At 53.0% G+C, this 16515-nt stretch carries 16 protein-coding genes, 7 tRNA genes and 1 pseudogene; 19 read left to right on the forward strand and 5 right to left on the reverse strand.

What is annotated here, in order from left to right; translation table 11 throughout:
- Positions 1 to 28: 28 nt before the first annotated feature.
- Positions 29 to 1054: a type IV pilus twitching motility protein PilT gene (locus KDD30_RS13170; RefSeq protein ID WP_211646262.1), complete on the reverse strand. Its 1026-nt coding sequence runs from the start codon at positions 1052 to 1054 to the stop codon at positions 29 to 31.
- A 22-nt stretch (positions 1055 to 1076) separates the two neighbouring features.
- Between KDD30_RS13170 and KDD30_RS13175 the strand changes: the two genes are divergently transcribed.
- From KDD30_RS13175 to hemW, 7 genes are all read left to right on the forward strand, one after another.
- Positions 1077 to 1778, forward strand: coding sequence for a YggS family pyridoxal phosphate-dependent enzyme (locus tag KDD30_RS13175; RefSeq protein ID WP_211646263.1), 702 nt, complete (start codon positions 1077 to 1079; stop codon positions 1776 to 1778).
- 48 nt (positions 1779 to 1826) lie between these two features.
- Positions 1827 to 2645, forward strand: a complete 819-nt coding sequence (proC, locus tag KDD30_RS13180) for a pyrroline-5-carboxylate reductase (RefSeq protein WP_211646264.1) — start codon at positions 1827 to 1829, stop codon at positions 2643 to 2645.
- 9 nt (positions 2646 to 2654) lie between these two features.
- Positions 2655 to 3212 carry a YggT family protein gene (locus tag KDD30_RS13185; protein WP_211646265.1) on the forward strand — a complete coding sequence of 186 codons (558 nt, stop codon included), beginning with the start codon at positions 2655 to 2657 and terminating at the stop codon, positions 3210 to 3212.
- Positions 3213 to 3216: 4 nt separating this feature from the next.
- Positions 3217 to 3504, forward strand: coding sequence for a DUF167 family protein YggU (gene yggU / locus KDD30_RS13190; RefSeq protein ID WP_211646266.1), 288 nt, complete (start codon positions 3217 to 3219; stop codon positions 3502 to 3504).
- A gap of 125 nt (positions 3505 to 3629) precedes the next feature.
- Positions 3630 to 4058 carry a DUF4426 domain-containing protein gene (locus KDD30_RS13195; RefSeq protein WP_211646267.1) on the forward strand — a complete coding sequence of 143 codons (429 nt, stop codon included), beginning with the start codon at positions 3630 to 3632 and terminating at the stop codon, positions 4056 to 4058.
- 126 nt (positions 4059 to 4184) lie between these two features.
- On the forward strand, positions 4185 to 4778 hold the full coding sequence (locus KDD30_RS13200) for an XTP/dITP diphosphatase (protein WP_211646268.1): 594 nt from the start codon (positions 4185 to 4187) through the stop codon (positions 4776 to 4778).
- Positions 4778 to 5944 (forward strand): radical SAM family heme chaperone HemW, encoded by a 1167-nt coding sequence (hemW, locus tag KDD30_RS13205; RefSeq protein WP_211646269.1) that lies wholly within the window; start codon positions 4778 to 4780, stop codon positions 5942 to 5944. Before KDD30_RS13200 ends, hemW begins: the two co-directional genes overlap by 1 nt.
- A 47-nt stretch (positions 5945 to 5991) precedes the next feature.
- On the opposite strand, the gene glsB is transcribed toward hemW, so the two are convergent.
- Both glsB and trmB read right to left on the reverse strand, forming a co-directional pair.
- Positions 5992 to 6912, reverse strand: coding sequence for a glutaminase B (glsB, locus tag KDD30_RS13210; RefSeq protein ID WP_211646270.1), 921 nt, complete (start codon positions 6910 to 6912; stop codon positions 5992 to 5994).
- A 117-nt stretch (positions 6913 to 7029) separates the two neighbouring features.
- Positions 7030 to 7767 carry a tRNA (guanosine(46)-N7)-methyltransferase TrmB gene (trmB, locus tag KDD30_RS13215; RefSeq protein ID WP_211646271.1) on the reverse strand — a complete coding sequence of 246 codons (738 nt, stop codon included), beginning with the start codon at positions 7765 to 7767 and terminating at the stop codon, positions 7030 to 7032.
- A gap of 347 nt (positions 7768 to 8114) precedes the next feature.
- Here trmB and mutY point away from each other — a divergent pair, with 347 nt between their 5' ends.
- Positions 8115 to 9128 carry an A/G-specific adenine glycosylase gene (gene mutY / locus KDD30_RS13220; RefSeq protein WP_211646272.1) on the forward strand — a complete coding sequence of 338 codons (1014 nt, stop codon included), beginning with the start codon at positions 8115 to 8117 and terminating at the stop codon, positions 9126 to 9128.
- Between the two features lie 91 nt (positions 9129 to 9219).
- On the opposite strand, the gene KDD30_RS13225 is transcribed toward mutY, so the two are convergent.
- Entirely contained in the window at positions 9220 to 9867 is a 648-nt protein-coding gene (locus KDD30_RS13225; protein ID WP_211646273.1) for a hypothetical protein, read from the reverse strand.
- Positions 9868 to 10093: 226 nt separating this feature from the next.
- On the opposite strand from KDD30_RS13225, the gene KDD30_RS13230 reads away from it, so the two are divergent.
- The 11 genes and pseudogenes from KDD30_RS13230 to KDD30_RS13280 all read left to right on the forward strand — a co-directional run bounded on the left by KDD30_RS13230 (position 10094) and on the right by KDD30_RS13280 (position 15872).
- Positions 10094 to 10366, forward strand: a complete 273-nt coding sequence (locus KDD30_RS13230) for an oxidative damage protection protein (protein ID WP_046220520.1) — start codon at positions 10094 to 10096, stop codon at positions 10364 to 10366.
- Between the two features lie 133 nt (positions 10367 to 10499).
- Entirely contained in the window at positions 10500 to 11636 is a 1137-nt protein-coding gene (gene mltC / locus KDD30_RS13235; protein WP_211646274.1) for a membrane-bound lytic murein transglycosylase MltC, read from the forward strand.
- A gap of 151 nt (positions 11637 to 11787) precedes the next feature.
- Positions 11788 to 11863 (forward strand) — tRNA-Phe (locus tag KDD30_RS13240).
- Between the two features lie 44 nt (positions 11864 to 11907).
- Positions 11908 to 11983, forward strand: a tRNA-Asn gene (locus tag KDD30_RS13245).
- A gap of 9 nt (positions 11984 to 11992) precedes the next feature.
- Positions 11993 to 12068, forward strand: a tRNA-Thr gene (locus KDD30_RS13250).
- A gap of 35 nt (positions 12069 to 12103) precedes the next feature.
- A tRNA-Phe gene (locus KDD30_RS13255) sits at positions 12104 to 12179 on the forward strand.
- A gap of 48 nt (positions 12180 to 12227) precedes the next feature.
- Positions 12228 to 12302, forward strand: a tRNA-Asn gene (locus tag KDD30_RS13260).
- A gap of 33 nt (positions 12303 to 12335) precedes the next feature.
- Positions 12336 to 12411 (forward strand) — tRNA-Phe (locus KDD30_RS13265).
- A gap of 6 nt (positions 12412 to 12417) precedes the next feature.
- A tRNA-Asn gene (locus KDD30_RS13270) sits at positions 12418 to 12493 on the forward strand.
- Between the two features lie 328 nt (positions 12494 to 12821).
- Positions 12822 to 13988 (forward strand): lytic polysaccharide monooxygenase, encoded by a 1167-nt coding sequence (locus tag KDD30_RS13275; protein ID WP_249199142.1) that lies wholly within the window; start codon positions 12822 to 12824, stop codon positions 13986 to 13988.
- A 259-nt stretch (positions 13989 to 14247) separates the two neighbouring features.
- A pseudogene (locus KDD30_RS13280) lies at positions 14248 to 15872 on the forward strand (methyl-accepting chemotaxis protein).
- Between the two features lie 70 nt (positions 15873 to 15942).
- Here KDD30_RS13280 and KDD30_RS13285 read toward each other — a convergent pair.
- Positions 15943 to 16512: a DUF1566 domain-containing protein gene (locus KDD30_RS13285; RefSeq protein ID WP_211646275.1), complete on the reverse strand. Its 570-nt coding sequence runs from the start codon at positions 16510 to 16512 to the stop codon at positions 15943 to 15945.
- Positions 16513 to 16515: the final 3 nt, after the last annotated feature.

A 16515-nucleotide genomic window follows, 5' to 3' on the forward strand; every position in this document is an offset into this window, starting at 1 on the left:
TGCTCTATTCCTGAATCGATCACTGGCCTCAACTCCGTTCCAGCACACGCGCCACTTCATCCGGATCCACCAGCCCCTGAGCCATCAGCCGGTTGACCGCTTGCTCCATGGTTTGCATGCCCATCCCGGCACCAGTCTGGATCATGGAATACATCTGAGCCACTTTGTCTTCCCGGATCAAATTCCGGATGGCGGGTGTCGCCAGCATAATTTCATGAGCAGCAACCCGGCCACCGCCCGGACACTTCAGCAAAGACTGCGCAATCACGGCACGCAGCGATTCAGACAGCATGGAACGCACCATGGCTTTGTCGTTCCCGGGGAAAACATCAATGATCCGGTCAATGGTTTTTGCCGCCGAACTGGTATGCAAAGTTGCCAAAACCAGATGCCCGGTTTCTGCCGCTGTGAGCGCCAGCCGGATCGTTTCCTGATCCCGCAACTCGCCCACCATAATCACATCGGGATCTTCACGCAGTGCCGATCGCAGCGCATTCTGGAAACTGTGTGTATCGCGGTGAACTTCCCGCTGATTGATCAGGCAGCGTTTGCTTTCGTGCACAAATTCCACCGGATCTTCGATCGTCAGAATATGGCGGTTGGTGGTACTGTTGATGTGATCCACCATGGCAGCAATGGTGGTTGATTTCCCGGAACCTGTCGCCCCCGTCACTAACACAAGCCCACGCTGACTCTGCGCTATCTGATAAAATACGTCGGGCACGCTGAGGGATTCCAGCGTGGGGATATTCACCGGAATCGATCGAAAAACGGCGGCGCAGCCACGAGACTGACGAAATGCATTCACCCGGAATCGTCCCACGTCTGGCAGCGCAACAGAAAAGTCGACTTCCAGATGTTCTTCATACTCCCGACGCTGTCCGTCATCCATAATATCCGTAATTAAACGGTGCACAGCTTCATGGGTCAGCGCCGGAATACTCAGCGCCCGGACATCACCGTCCACACGGATCATCGGAGAGACGCCAGCCGAGAGGTGCAGATCAGAGGCATTATGCTTTACACTAAAGTCCAGAAGCTCGGTGATATCCATATATTTTCCTTAAGAATCAATTATGAGTAGTATCAGACAAAATCTTGAAAAGGTCACCCGGGAGATCCGGACAGCCTGTGATAAATGCGGCCGTGATACGGATTCCGTGCAACTGCTGGCCGTCAGTAAAACCAAGCCGATCAGCGCCATTGCCGATGCAATCGCTGCCGGTCAGCGCGCTTTTGGTGAAAACTACGTGCAGGAAGGCGTGGAGAAAATCCAGCACTTCGCAACTCAATCGCCATCGCTGATCTGGCATTTTATCGGTCCGATTCAGTCCAATAAGACCCGGCTGATTGCCGATCATTTTGACTGGGTTCATTCCGTCGATCGCCTCAAAATTGCCCGGCGGCTCAGTGAACAGCGTCCGGAGCACCTGCCACCGCTGAAGATTCTGCTGCAAGTGAATACCAGCGGAGAAGCCTCGAAGTCCGGAGTCGATTTTGACGAACTGGCCGCGCTGGCGACCGAAATTGCAACCTTGCCGAATCTTGCCCTGCGCGGCCTGATGTCGATCCCGGAGAAAGCCGACGACTATGCAAGCCAGTTGGCTGCCTTTACCGCGCTGGCCCAAGCCAGAGACGCATTACAGCAACAATTACCGGACACCAAGCTCGATACCCTATCGATGGGCATGAGCGGGGACATGGACGCGGCGATTGCTGCGGGCAGCACCATGGTTCGGATCGGCACCGCAATTTTCGGTGCCCGGAATTACGACTAACGCTGCCTGAAAAGGCAGCGGCTGACTCAATTTTAGAAGGATTTTTTCATGGAACATCGTTCAATCGCATTTATCGGCGCTGGAAACATGGCACGCTCCATCATTGCCGGACTGGTTGCCAGTGGCTATCCGGCGGGCCAGATCACAGCGACGGCACCCAGTGCTGAACGCCGTGAACCGCTGGCCCGGGATTACGGAATCCATACCGACAGCGACAATCTCCGTGCAGCCCAGCAGGCTGATGTCGTCGTGCTGGCGGTGAAACCCCAGTTAATGGCAAGTGTCTGTCAGCCGCTGCAAAGTATCGATTTCAGCGGGAAACTGGTTATTTCCATTGCTGCCGGGATCTCTGCAGCGCGTTTGCAGGAAATGCTGGCGGCACAGGTCAGCCTGGTTCGCGTGATGCCTAACACCCCCTCCCTGATTGGTCAGGGCATGAGCGGTATGTATGCCAATGATGCGGTCAGCGAGGCAGATCGTACCTTTTCCGACAGCCTGATGCGTGCAGTCGGTGAAACCTGCTGGGTCTCGGAAGAATCCGGCATTAACGGCGTGATTGCTGCGGCGGGCAGCGCACCGGCTTATTTCTTCCTGTTCATGGAAGCCATGCAGAATGAAGCCATGCGTCAGGGATTTGATAAAGACACAGCCCGGGCGCTGGTGCAGCAGGCAGCAGCCGGTGCCGCCGGAATGGTCATTGCGAACCCGGAAACAGAGCTGTCGACCCTGCGGGAGCAAGTCACCTCAAAAGGTGGAACCACCGCAGAAGCCATCCGCACATTTAACGAATCGCAACTTAGTGATATCGTAGCCAAAGCCATGCAGGCAGCTGTCAGCCGCGCGCAGGAAATGGAAAAATTATTTTAAGGTAACAATATGAATGCTATTGCTTTTCTAGTCAGCACATTCTTCGACTTATACATTATGGTGGTTCTGCTGCGTTTGTGGCTGCAATGGGCCAGAGCCGATTTTTATAACCCTTTCTCCCAGTTCGTGGTGAAAGCAACTCAGCCGATAGTGGGTCCGCTTCGCCGTATCATTCCATCACTGGGATCGCTGGATCTGGCAACCCTGCTGTTTGCCTATGTGCTGACCATTGCAAAATATATTGTGCTGCAACTGGTACTAACCAACGGTGGTGTGGCATTCAGCCCTGATCTGTTCTGGCTCTCCGGCCTGTCACTGCTGAAAGCTGCGGGTGGCCTGGTCTTCTGGGTGCTGCTGATCCGAGCCATTATGAGCTGGGTCAGCCAGGGACAAAGCCCGATTGAATATGTCATGCATCAGCTGACTGAACCGATGACGGCCCCGATCCGACGCGTGATCCCTGCTATTGGTGGTTTGGATTTAAGTGTTCTGGTGCTGTTTATCGGTCTGCACTTCGCCAATATTCTGATGGGCGATATTATCGGTCCAGTCTGGTTCAAGCTGTAAACCGATGGGTGCTGTTACGCAGGAAAAAGCGGATCTGGTGATCCGCTTTTACGTTCAACCGAAAGCCAGCCGAGATCAACTGGTCGGCACGCACGGCGATGAAATCAAAATCGCCATCACGGCGCCCCCTGTAGACGGCAAGGCCAACAGCCATCTCATCAAATTTCTGGCCAAACAGTTTAAAGTTGCAAAAAGTCAGGTCACGATTGAAAAAGGTGAAACAGGACGTCACAAACAGATTCGGATTTGCGCTCCACAGATCATCCCCGAAGTGATCAGTGCTCTGCTCTGAATCTCTCCCCGCACTGCCGTACCACAACAAGCCGCTCTATACTTGAATCAATGCTGTAATATCCCTGAAAAGTATAAGGCCAAATGAAAAGAGATTTACCGCGACAGAATCATAAGGACAACATCATGAAACAGTTACTGGTTGCTTTGATTGTACTGTGCAGCATGTCATTTCCAGTGAGTGCCGAACAGTTGAAAAATATCGGTGAACTTGAAGTTCACTACTCGACCTTTCCGTCAACGTTTCTGACGCCGGATGTCGCCAAAACCTACCGGATTCAGCGCAGCCGCTACTCTGCCCTGATTAACGTCACCGTACTGGATACCAGTGCAGAGGGAAAACCTGCAGTCGCAGCACTGGTCAAAGGCACCGCCCGGAACCTGATCGGGAACCAGAAGGATTTAAATTTCCGTGAGATCCGCGAAGGGGATGCCATTTACTATATTGCCGAACTGACGCATGCCAACGAGGAAAGATTCCGTTTCAATATCGACGTTTCCCGTCAGTCGACCAACGGCAATATCCAGTTTGAACAGACCTATTTCTCTGAATAATGATTTCCACTCTCCGCACCCCAGAGAAAGAAGGGCTGGTCCCTTCTTTTTCTGTCTTTGGCTTTTGCCGTACCAGTGGGTATCATAGCGCCCCAGCTTTTCCCAGACCCACATTCAGGAGTCACCATGAGCAAACTTGTACTCGCCACCGGCAATCAGGGCAAAGTCCGAGAAATGGCTAGCCTGCTGGCTGATTTCGGCTTTGATGTCATCGCGCAGAGCGATCTCAGCGTGTCAGATGTTGCTGAAACCGGAACAACTTTTATTGAAAACGCGATTATCAAGGCACGTCATGCCGCCCGAGAAACCGGCCTGCCTGCAATTGCAGATGACTCTGGCTTAGAAGTCGACGCACTGAAAGGTGCCCCCGGTATTTATTCTGCCCGCTATGCCGGAGAAGGCGCGAGCGACCAGCAGAATCTCGACAAACTCCTGGAAGCGATGAAAGACGTGCCGGCGTCCGAGCGGACCGCACGTTTTCACTGCGTGCTGGTGATGATGCGCCATGCTGACGATCCGACGCCACTGATCTGCCATGGCACCTGGGAAGGACGAATTCTGACCGACGCTCAGGGTGACAACGGTTTTGGCTATGATCCGGTTTTCTGGGTGCCTGAAGACAACTGCGCGTCTGCCCAACTGGCACCAGCGCGTAAGAAACAACTGTCCCACCGGGGCAAAGCGTTGCAACAGCTATTTGCCGCGCTGAAGGAAGCCTGATGCTGACCCCACCGCCACTGAGCCTGTATGTCCACATCCCCTGGTGTGTACAAAAGTGCCCGTACTGTGATTTCAACTCGCATGCGCTGAAAGAAGCGATCCCGGAACTGGATTACATTGACGCGCTGCTTGATGATCTCGACATCGATCTGGCACGCTTTGGCCTGGAATCACAGCCACGTCCGCTGCATTCTATTTTTATCGGCGGGGGGACGCCCAGCCTGATTTCGGCACCGGAGATCAAGCGATTGCTGTCTGGCATTCAGGCCCGGATCCCGTTCAGCGATCACATCGAAATCACCATGGAAGCGAATCCGGGAACCGTTGAAGCCGGGCGTTTTCAGGCCTACCGTGAGGCCGGAGTCAACCGGATTTCCATCGGAGTGCAAAGCTTTCAGGATGAGAAACTCAAGCGACTGGGCCGCATCCACGGCTGTGAGGAAGCGGTGCGTGCTGCCGGGCTTGCTCAAGAAGCCGGGCTGAACAGTTTTAATCTGGATCTGATGCATGGCCTGCCGGATCAGAGCGTGGCGGATGCCATTGGCGATCTGAAACAGGCCATCGCACTGGATCCGCCACATCTGTCGTGGTATCAGCTGACGATCGAGCCCAATACCCTGTTCTACTCCAAGCCGCCGACGTTACCCGACGATGATGACTTGTGGGACATCTTCGAGCAGGGCCATGCGCTCCTGAGCGCAGCAGGCTATGAACAGTACGAAATTTCCGGCTACAGCAAACCGGGCAAGCAATGTCAGCATAACCTGAACTACTGGCGGTTTGGTGACTATCTGGGGATTGGCTGTGGCGCGCACGGCAAAGTCAGCTTTGCAGATGGCACCATCACCCGTACGGTAAAAGTGAAGCATCCGCGCGGCTATCTGAATCCGCAGAAAGCTTATCTGGATCAGGAGACACAGGTTGCCGACACCGAGCGGCCATTTGAATTCTTTATGAACCGTTTCCGCTTGCTGGAAGCCTGTCCAAAGCAGGATTATGTGGAACGGACCGGCCTGCCGCTGGACAGCATCCGTCAGCCGATAACCTGGGCACTGGAGAAGCAGTATCTGATGGATCAGGGCGATCACTGGCAGATCACGGAGCAGGGAAAACTTTTCCTCAATGATCTGTTGGCAGCTTTTGTCGCCGAAGACGAAGAAGCCTGAGTCAACCCTTTGCTGGCAGCATGCTGCCAGCAAAAGCTACGCTGATCTCAGAAAATCGAGCGGCCGATTCGTTCAGCCAGCAATTCCAGTGCTGCCGTCCCGGCCACAGAGTTACCGGAATCATCGAGCTCCGGCGACCAGACGGCAATCGACATCTCACCCGGTACAATCGCGATAATCCCACCACCGACTCCGGATTTCCCCGGCATACCGACCCGGTAAGCAAACTCACCTGCACCGTCATACAAACCGCAGGTTGCCAGTAACGCATTGATCTGTTTACTCTGCGTCGGCGAAATCAGCGGCGTCGCAGCACACAGCGGCTGCCCCTGATTGGCCAGATAGCTGAAGGTCCGGGCCAGATCCACACAGCTCATTTTCAGGGCGCAATAACCAAAGTAGTTCCCCAGCACAGGCACCACTTCATTCTTAAAATTGCCGAAGGAGCGCATCAGATAGGCAATCGCGGCATTGCGATCGCTGTGCTGCATTTCAGAGGCAGCGACATCTTTGTCGTAAACCACATTCGGATTACAGGCCAGCATCCGCACCAGTTCCAGCATCCGGTACTGCGGCGCAGAAAGGCGGCTGTGCAGCAGATCCGACACCACCAGCGCCCCCGCGTTGATAAAGGGATTGCGGGGGATCCCCTGTTCCATTTCCAGCTGGATCATGGAATTAAATGCATGGCCTGAAGGCTCTTTCCCCACTCTCGACCAGATTTCATCCGCTTCGTACAGTGTCATCGCCAGTGTCAGGCTCAGAACTTTGGATATCGACTGAATCGAAAACCCGATATCGCTGTCACCGGCCTGAATCACTTCACCGTCGTTATAGCACACGGCGATACCCAGCCGGCTTGCCGGAACTTCGGCCAGTGCCGGAATATAATTGGCGACTTTACCCTGCCCAATTAACGGCCGGACTTCATCCAGAATCTCATTCAGCAACTGCTCACTTGGCTTCATTCACTGTCTCCAGAGGACAAAAAAGCCAACGCAGAGGCTGGCTTTTCAGAGAAATCATGTTCAACGGATCAATATCTTATTCGATATTCACCCCGAATGGCTATGAACCATAGCACATTATTCTGTACGGGCGAACTTCATATCCCATACACCGTGACCCAGGCGATGGCCACGGGCTTCGAATTTGGTCAGCGGACGTTCCTCCGGACGCGGAATGTAATCCCCGTCAGTGGCCGTGTTCTCATAGCCCGGCGCAGCATTCATCACTTCAACCATATGCTCGGCATAGTTTTCCCAGTCTGTTGCCATATGGAAAATACCGCCGATTTTCAGCTTCTTACGCACCATTTCTACAAAAGCAGGCTGAACAATACGGCGCTTATGATGGCGTGCTTTGTGCCATGGGTCCGGGAAGAACAGCTGCACGGTATCCAGGCTGCCGTCCGGAATCATGTGCTCAAACACTTCCACCGCATCGTGACACATCACCCGCAGATTCTTCAGCGATGCAGCTTCTGCCCCCATCAGGCAGGCACCCACGCCCGGACTGTGAACTTCAATCCCGACAAAGTTTTTCTCCGGCGCATTGCTGGCCATCTCGACCAGAGACGCACCCATGCCAAAACCGATTTCCAGCACCACATGACCTTCACGACCGAAAACATCAGTCCAGTTCAGGGGTTGCTGTTCAAAGTCGATGCCCATCGCTGGCCAGTTGTTTTCCAAAGCCAGTTGCTGACCCTTGGTTAAACGGCCTTCACGACGGACGAAACTGCGAATTTTACGAACCAGTTTTCCGTCTTCATTGAATTCAGACAGAGTGACTTCAGCGTTCGTTCTCGATTCTTGGCTCATGGGTCCTTACCTAACAGTAGAATGTGTAATTCAGATACCAAACTGAAGAGAAGGCTGTCGGCCAACCGGAATTCTCTTCAGTTTGGTATAAACGGATCCGGCATTATCCAAAGTTCACGGCGGAGTGCAAGTGCCGTCTTCGCATTGAAGCCTGCCCCGGAATGTGGTGCAATCGTCACCGCAATGTCGGCCGGATGGTCAACTCAAAGAAAACAGACACAGGGTCGCGAGTGAACCATCGCGCGACAACCTGACTCAAGTCGAAGAATATCAATGCACTGCGGCATTCAGATGATGTGATTCATGCTGAGACGCTGCCAGAACAATCGCGCTGTGAAGATAATTTTATGAAGCAATTTCCCTTGCCACCTGAAACCTTTCAGGATCGTCTGATCCAATGGCAACAAACCCATGGCCGCCATGATTTGCCCTGGCAGCAAAATCCAACCCCTTACCGGGTGCTCGTTTCCGAAATCATGCTTCAGCAAACTCAGGTCGCCACGGTCATCCCCTACTTTGAACGCTGGATGGAAAGCTTCCCGACCATCGAAGCGCTGGCCGCCGCCACCGAAGATGACGTGATGAACCACTGGCAGGGGCTGGGTTATTACTCCCGTGCCCGCAATCTGAGAAAAGCCGCCCTGTATGTCACCGATGCATGTGCAGGCGAGTTTCCGGCACAGGTGGATCAACTGCTGAAGATTCCGGGGGTCGGCCGCTATACCGCCGGAGCCATTGCTTCATTTGCCTATAACACCTACGGTCCGATCGTCGACGGCAACGTCAAACGTCTGTTCTGCCGTTTCTTTGGCATCGAAGGCGTGCCGGGCACAACTCAGGTCGACAAACAGCTCTGGCACCATGCCGAGCAATTTACCCCGCAGCAAAACAACCGGGCGTTTGCGCAGGGGCTGCTCGACATGGGGGCAACCGTCTGTAAACCGAAAAATCCGGTCTGCGATGACTGCGCCTTTCAGGACAAATGTATTGCCTTCAATACCGACCACGTTGCAGCGTTGCCAACACCAAAACCGAAAAAAGTCGTCCCGACCCGTCCCGGCCAGTTTCTGTGGATCGAATCCGACGGCCAGCTACTGCTGGAAAAACGGGAAGAGAATGGCATCTGGGGCGCGCTCTGGTGCCTGCCGCAAATCTATCTGGAACCCGAACAGCTCGGAGACCATGTTGAACTCAAAGGCACCTTCAAACATACCTTCACCCATTACAAACTGAACGCCAGCGTCTGGTCGGTGGATCGCCTGAGCAATCAGACCGGCAACCAGCAGTGGTTTGCCATGGATGCCCTGAGTGATTTGGGCCTGCCGACGCCCATTCGTAAATTTATTGAAAAACGCGTCTGAGGCAATACGGCAACAGACTCATAGGAGAGGTGGCACCTGAGTGCCATCTCTCCATGAGATTCAAGGATAAGTCTTGGCTGATTCCACCGTTTCAGCCTGATAGCTGATTGTTCACGTTCGTGCTCACAGATGTGCTCACGGATGGATTGCCAAACAAGTCTGAGAACGATGCGATCAAGCGTTCTCTTTGCTCTGTGTCGTACACGCGTACCAATCCCAGAGATAACGCTGTCTGAAGATTCATTTCCCTGCTGAGCAACGCGGCGTAAACCATATCGGGAAGCAATAATACGGCCTCCCCCGCTTGTGCAGGCTCGGTATGGTAAGCGGCAACCGCATCGGACGGATTGAACCGCATCCAGGCGCCGCTCTGTGTCAGCAGAACAGTCACTGGCAACCTACCGTTTCGCGAATCATCCATGCGCTGATAGCGATACGTCATCATATACGTGTGTGCAATTGCTTTTTGCCGGACACGCTCAAGCGACGCACGCTTTGCAGTCAGTTCTTCAGGTAAAGGGGCAATCTGTCCCGATTCAATCGCGCGGTACGTTGCGACAGCGATTGGGATCGAGCCACGATGATCCACTGAAAACCCAAGATCAATCAGCTCTAAAGAACAAGCCATGGCAGACGGTAAGTACCATAAGCCAGACACGATGCTGGCAAAACCTGCCCAATATCCACTGAATTTTCGAGTGCACCCATGCATTTCCTGATTCTCCATACCGTGAGACAATCGGACCTCCTGACATCCCGACACCATTGATAAACGCCGCTCTGCAGCCAATAAAGCCGTTACCTTTCCTCAGTGTAGACGACAGAACATCGGGCCAGAAAACCAAGGCTGAGGCAGATCCTGCACGCAACAAGCTTGAATCCCGCAGGCAGAAACAGGAAACTAGCCCCAGAAATTCGATTCAGGCAGCCATGCAGGCTGCCCTCTAATCAAGATTGAGGATCCCATGAGCCGTACTGTATTTTGTGCCCGACTGAAAAAAGAAGCCGATGGTCTGGATTTCCAGCTGTACCCGGGTGAACTGGGTAAGCGTATTTTCGACAACATTTCGAAAGAAGCCTGGGCTGAATGGCAAAGCAAGCAAACCATGCTGATCAATGAGAAAAAGCTGAACATGATGGATCCGGAGCACCGTAAGCTGCTGGAAACGGAAATGGTGAAGTTCCTGTTTGAAGGTCAGGATGTGATCATCGACGGTTACACACCGCCAAGCGAGTGATCCCTGTGTGCGCCAGACGCGTGCATGAACATCACGTTCTCAGGTTCCGGTGAGCAAAAAGCATACCGCGGCCCGACAGAAAATGACATCATTTGCCCAAACGCAAGCGATGTCATTTTTTTATATGCAGAACATGAAGAAAGCACTCCTCCTTGCCACCCTGACACTACTGCTCAGTGGCTGTAGCCGTGAACTGGTTGAGAAGGTCTATAAAGTTGATTACGCCCCAACCAACCGGTTTGCCAAGAATCTGGCACCATTACCCGGCCAGTTCACCAAAGATACCGCAGCGCTGGACCGCCTGATCCAGACCTTCAGTGGTCAGGTGAAACAGCGCTGGGGCAACGACAACGTCCTGATAGCCAGCAAGCGTCATTACGTTAAATACACCGATGGCTATCAGAGCCGGGCACATGTCGATTTTGACAAAGGTCTCGTCACCATCGAAACCGTTGCCACCACCAATCCCAAGCAACACCTGATCGATGCCATTGCCACAACCCTGCTGACCCCTGCCGATCCGGCGGAAGTCGATCTGTACTCCGCGCAGGATTTTGCCCTGTCCGGCAGCCCTTTCCTGCTCGGACAGGTGCTGGATCAGGATGGCAAATCCATCGAGTGGTCCTGGCGGGCCAAACGTTATGCGGAATATCTGGTCAATCATCAGATGAAAACCAAAAAAGTCCGTTTTCAGAATGCCCACTATGTGGAAATTCCCATGGTGGCCGACCATGTCAGCAAACGAAGCTACAAGTATGCGGATATTGTGCGTGAGGCCTCTCGACGCTATGGCATCAAAGAAGATCTGATCTACGCCATCATCAAAACCGAGAGCAGCTTTAACCCCTATGCCGTGAGCCCGGCCAATGCTTATGGTCTGATGCAGGTCGTCCCGAAAACAGCAGGTGCCGATGTGTTTAAGCTGGTGAAAAAGCGCTCGGGACAGCCGTCACCGCAATATCTGTTTGATCCGGCCAAAAACATTGATACCGGCACAGCCTATTTCTATCTGCTGCAGAATCGATATCTGAAAGAAGTCCGCAATCCGCTCTCACTGCATTACAGCATGATTTCGGCGTACAACGGTGGCACTGGCGGTGTACTCAACACTTTCCACAAAGATCGCAAGCGCGCCATGCAGGATCTGAACCGACTGCAACCGAATCAGGTGTACTGGGCACTGACCAACAAGCATCCCAAAGGGGAGGCCAGACGTTATCTGGAGAAAGTGACCAACTTCCAGAAAGAGTTTAACAACGGAAAAATCTGAGCCAAAGTAAAGACTTTGCAGGATTTGAAACGAATATTGCTGCTCGCCGCCGCATAACGGACAAAAAGCGAGCAAGCAATCGCGAAAGGTCGTTTTTTCTGGAAAAAGGTATTGACGATGAGGGCCAAAACCCGTTTAATAGCGCTCCGTTGCCTCGATAGCTCAGTCGGTAGAGCAGAGGATTGAAAATCCTCGTGTCGGTGGTTCGATTCCGCCTCGAGGCACCATCATTTATTTGTGGTGTTCTGGTAACGTCATAAAAAAGAACAATTCCCCCTTAGTTCAGTCGGTAGAACGGCGGACTGTTAATCCGTATGTCGCTGGTTCAAGTCCAGCAGGGGGAGCCAAATTCGTGTGCCGACTTAGCTCAGTAGGTAGAGCAACTGACTTGTAATCAGTAGGTCACCAGTTCGATTCCGGTAGTCGGCACCATTTATACAGCGTAAAGCATCATTCTGCTTTACCCTGCCTCGATAGCTCAGTCGGTAGAGCAGAGGATTGAAAATCCTCGTGTCGGTGGTTCGATTCCGCCTCGAGGCACCATATTTCATTGTGGTGTCATCAGAAAGTGACAAAACAATAAAAAACAATTCCCCCTTAGTTCAGTCGGTAGAACGGCGGACTGTTAATCCGTATGTCGCTGGTTCAAGTCCAGCAGGGGAGCCAAACAAGCAAAACGAAGATTTTAATCTTTGTTCTGCCTCGATAGCTCAGTCGGTAGAGCAGAGGATTGAAAATCCTCGTGTCGGTGGTTCGATTCCGCCTCGAGGCACCATACAATTCCCCCTTAGTTCAGTCGGTAGAACGGCGGACTGTTAATCCGTATGTCGCTGGTTCAAGTCCAGCAGGGGGAGCCACTTCAGAAACCCTGGTCGAAAGACCGGGGTTTTTCTTTATGTGTCCCGGCAAGCCGCCAAACCCACCGGATCCTCCTCTCCTCCAGCCATCAGCGTTTCGCTACGCATTCAGATAATTCCCATTTCACAAGAATTCTCAGCACGCCATTCTTTTTTGCCTTGATTAAAAAACTTGCGATTAGTCCCAAGTATTTCGTATCTGATGTAAGAAAAACTGACAGGGTTTGAGTCACTTCCTCTCTTAACATACTCCTGATTGCCAGTTCCCTTCGACTCGTCCAAACCATCTAATGCAAATATGCACATAACGCTTTTTTAAGGAGAGAAAATGTTGCTTCAAAATACCGCGTGGCGGAAAGGGATATGGTTGCTGGGCGCCGGTTCAATCATGAGTTCCTTATCAACAACAGCACAGGCACATGGGTACATGGAATACCCGCCAGCCAGACAGGAAATCTGTGCACAGGATGGAGGCTACTGGGATTCAACAGATGGCTCGACGATTCCCAATGCAGCCTGCCGGGCAGCGTTCCTTGAATCTGGCTGGTACCCCTTCGTGCAGAAGCCGGAGTTTGCCACACTGGTGTCGGATTTTAACAATCAGGCTGCCGTTGAGCTGGCCATCCCCGATGGCAAACTATGTTCTGCCGCAGACAGCAAAAAATCCGGGATGGACCTCCCCTCCCCTTACTGGCAGAAAACAACCATTGATACGACCAATCAAGGTCAGCTCAGTGTTTTATACCGCGCTGAGACGCCTCACAACCCGAGCTTCTGGAAGTTCTACCTGACCAAGCCAGGCTTCGACAGTGCCACGCAGGTACTGACCTGGGGCGATCTGGAGCTCATCGCAGATGTCGGTAATATCCCGACCACCACCATTAACGGCCTCAAGTATTATCAGATGACCATCACCTTACCCACCGACAGAACGGGCGATGCGATTCTCTATACCCGCTGGCAGCGTGATGACCCGGCTGGTGAAGGATTTTACAACTGTACCGACATCCGGTTTGCAGGCTCGGATACCGGTCAGCCGGATGCGTGGACCCAAGCTGGTGCTTTCGTGAAAGCGACAGACATTGCCCAGCCGGATGAAACCGTCTGGTTCCGGATCTTCGACCAAAACGGTGTTGAAGCGGTTTCTGAGCAACTGGCCATCACAGCCGCCAACCAGTCCCAGTCGATCTGGGCGGCGACTTTAGCGGACACCGTCAATCAGACCTACCCACAGCAGGTGCAGGTCGGCAAACAAGGGGCGGATGGCAGTATTGTGTTTGACGCTCAGGATCTCTATGGCAACCAGATCTTCCTGAAAAACAGGGATTACACTTACCAGCTGGATATCAAGCTGCTGCCAGCAGCGCCCGCTTGGGATGCCAATAAGGCGTATGTCGCAGGTGATAAGGTGCTGTTTGAAGGCCTGGTCTATACCGCAAAATGGTGGACCAAAGGTGAACAACCCGGACAGGCAGCCGTCTGGGCACTCAATTAACCCGCCAACCCCGGATGGGCCAACACAGGCCCATCTTTCTCACACCAATATGCCACCAATGGCATTAAACGCTGATTTTCTCGCTTCACAATAATATTCATTGGTAAATGACGAAAATTTAACCTCTTAAGCAGGATCATATTTTGTCACTTTTCTTCTCTTCACGTTGCACAACCTGATCTAGTATTTTTGCAAAGAAAAATAACCCCGGGTCAAAATGATGATACGGGTCTCATAAGCATGATGTAGAGAGCAGGGAATGAAACTCAGGACACAAACTTATTTGCTTTCCGGAATAATTCTGGCCGCAATGCTGGTCATCATGATCACCGGATTATGGACATTACGCGTCGCCAGTAATCAGGACAACGAATCCAGAGTCACACAACTCTTCACCAGCACTTACAGTACGCTGGTGGAATTCGAGAAGATGTCCGAAGAAGGTTTACTGAGCGAATCAGAAGCCAAGGCCATGGCGACCCGGCTGTTGCGCAATAACATTTACAAAGACAATGAGTATGTTTATGTCGCGGATGAACAACTCAACTTTATCGCCGCACCGCTGGACCCGCAGTTGCACGGCACCAGCTTCCACGACTTCAAAGATGGTCACGGAAAAAGTGTCGGCTCCATTCTGGAACAGGCCGTTGCGACCAGCGGTAATCAGCTGGCGCAATACACCTGGACCCAAAAACAAGCGGACGGCAGCATTGAAGAGAAACGCTCAATCGCCCGTCGTTCCCCCTGTGGGGCTGGTATGTGGGCACCGGGATCGGCTACAACGAAGTCAATCAGCGTTTCTGGTCTACCGCCAGCTGGCAGCTCATCTTGTGCATATTTATCACAACAGCCATTCTGGCCGTCCTGATTTTCGCCAGTAAACGGATTCTGAATCTGCTGGGCGGAGAGCCCCATGACGTTCAGACCGCCGTTCAGGCCGTTGCAGATGGCCGGATTACCACCCATTTTGAGACCCGAGCGGCCCCCGGCAGTATTTACTTCGCCGTTCAGACCATGAGTCTGTCACTGGCCGAACTGGTGAATCAGCTCAAACAGTCGATGGCGGAACTGCGTCAGGAAATTGATCACGTCTCTTCCCGTTCCGAAGTGATTGCGAATCTGACCGATGACCAGCAGCAGTCCACAGCCATGATTGCGACGGCAATGACCGAAATGGCCTCTTCTGCAAATAATGTGGCGGCCTCTGCCAGCGATACGGCCCAGAACACCGAACGCGCCGACGAGCAAAGTCAGGTCACCCAGACGCTGATTCTATCGACCGTTGGCAACATTCAGGGATTAGCGGATCAACTGGGCACAGCCAGTCAGGCGGTTGCACATCTGGATACCGAAGTGAACAGCATTGCCCGGGTGCTGGAAGTGATTGGCGATATTGCCGAGCAGACCAATCTGCTGGCGCTGAACGCCGCAATTGAAGCAGCCCGTGCCGGTGAGCAGGGTCGCGGCTTTGCCGTGGTGGCCGATGAAGTCCGGAATCTGGCGGGCAGAACACAAAACAGCACCAAAGAGATCCAGCAGATGATCAGCCGTCTGCAAAGCGGTTCTCGCAATGCGATTGAGACCATGGAAACCTGTGCAGCAACCAGCCAGACCACTGTGCAACAGTCGCAAGAGGCTTCGGAAGCCTTACAGCGGATTGTCTCGGCGCTGGAAAGTATCACCCAGATGAGCCATCAGATCGCAGCCGCGGCCGCAGAACAGACGCAGGTCAGCGACGATATCTCAAACCGGGTCAATACCATAGAAGACAGCGGCAGACAGTTGTCAGAGGTTGTCGGTCAGAGCCATCACAGTACCCGTTCGTTGCAGGGGCTGTATCATGAGCTGGAAAAATGGACCGGAAAATTCAGCCTGAAATCCTGAACCGGATCTGTGCCCTGAAGATAAAAAACCCCACGTTTCCGTGGGGTTTTTCTCAGATGCAACCACCAGTTTACTGTGCGCCGTCACTCACCAGCAGCACACCCAGTTCAAAATCCTGATAGCCGTAATGCATCACCATGCCATCATTCAAACCCAGGCTCAGAATCGTCTGACTTGCGGGATGCGGTGTGGAAGACCAGACATTGGAGGTCGCTTCCCATTGTTCATCTTCGGTCCGGATCAGGCCCGGGAAAGCTTTGAGGTTCACCGCCGGTGAAATACAGGCGACCTCACGCAGGCTCACCAGCTCTTTGATGTTGGGCATCCGCCATCCGGAGACCCCATCTATCACTTTGTTCTTCTCGTTCAGATCAATCTGGAACAGCGCTTTCTTCCAGCTATAACCTTCCCGCGCACCCACACAGGTTTGCTGCGCCGAATCCCACGCTGTGCCCATCAGGCAACGACGCCAGACCAGATTGGTCTGCAGATCCGTCACTGTCCCATGCTTGTTTTCCTGAAAACGGATATCCGGTGCGCTGCCGGACATATCCTGATAGCAGGACTGAAATGCAGCCATCGCATTGGCTGAGCACAGCAACGCACAGAACCATGCGCCAACAATTTTTTTCAACATCATTTG

Origin of the sequence: Photobacterium sp. GJ3, from assembly GCF_018199995.1 — a bacterium.
Lineage (GTDB): Bacteria > Pseudomonadota > Gammaproteobacteria > Enterobacterales > Vibrionaceae > Photobacterium.

Excerpts from the sequence above, each read along its gene's own strand:
- KDD30_RS13230 (WP_046220520.1), top strand. The coding sequence starts at position 10,094 with ATGAGCCGTACTGTATTTTGTGCCCGACTGAAAAAAGAAGCCGATGGT.
- mutY (WP_211646272.1), top strand. The coding sequence starts at position 8,115 with ATGAAGCAATTTCCCTTGCCACCTGAAACCTTTCAGGATCGTCTGATC.
- hemW (WP_211646269.1), top strand. The coding sequence starts at position 4,778 with ATGCTGACCCCACCGCCACTGAGCCTGTATGTCCACATCCCCTGGTGT.
- KDD30_RS13195 (WP_211646267.1), top strand. The coding sequence starts at position 3,630 with ATGAAACAGTTACTGGTTGCTTTGATTGTACTGTGCAGCATGTCATTT.
- proC (WP_211646264.1), top strand. The coding sequence starts at position 1,827 with ATGGAACATCGTTCAATCGCATTTATCGGCGCTGGAAACATGGCACGC.
- KDD30_RS13275 (WP_249199142.1), top strand. The coding sequence starts at position 12,822 with ATGTTGCTTCAAAATACCGCGTGGCGGAAAGGGATATGGTTGCTGGGC.
- KDD30_RS13185 (WP_211646265.1), top strand. The coding sequence starts at position 2,655 with ATGAATGCTATTGCTTTTCTAGTCAGCACATTCTTCGACTTATACATT.
- glsB (WP_211646270.1), bottom strand. The coding sequence starts at position 6,912 with ATGAAGCCAAGTGAGCAGTTGCTGAATGAGATTCTGGATGAAGTCCGG.
- KDD30_RS13175 (WP_211646263.1), top strand. The coding sequence starts at position 1,077 with ATGAGTAGTATCAGACAAAATCTTGAAAAGGTCACCCGGGAGATCCGG.
- KDD30_RS13285 (WP_211646275.1), bottom strand. The coding sequence starts at position 16,512 with ATGATGTTGAAAAAAATTGTTGGCGCATGGTTCTGTGCGTTGCTGTGC.
- mltC (WP_211646274.1), top strand. The coding sequence starts at position 10,500 with ATGAAGAAAGCACTCCTCCTTGCCACCCTGACACTACTGCTCAGTGGC.
- KDD30_RS13170 (WP_211646262.1), bottom strand. The coding sequence starts at position 1,054 with ATGGATATCACCGAGCTTCTGGACTTTAGTGTAAAGCATAATGCCTCT.
- trmB (WP_211646271.1), bottom strand. The coding sequence starts at position 7,767 with ATGAGCCAAGAATCGAGAACGAACGCTGAAGTCACTCTGTCTGAATTC.
- KDD30_RS13200 (WP_211646268.1), top strand. The coding sequence starts at position 4,185 with ATGAGCAAACTTGTACTCGCCACCGGCAATCAGGGCAAAGTCCGAGAA.
- yggU (WP_211646266.1), top strand. The coding sequence starts at position 3,217 with ATGGGTGCTGTTACGCAGGAAAAAGCGGATCTGGTGATCCGCTTTTAC.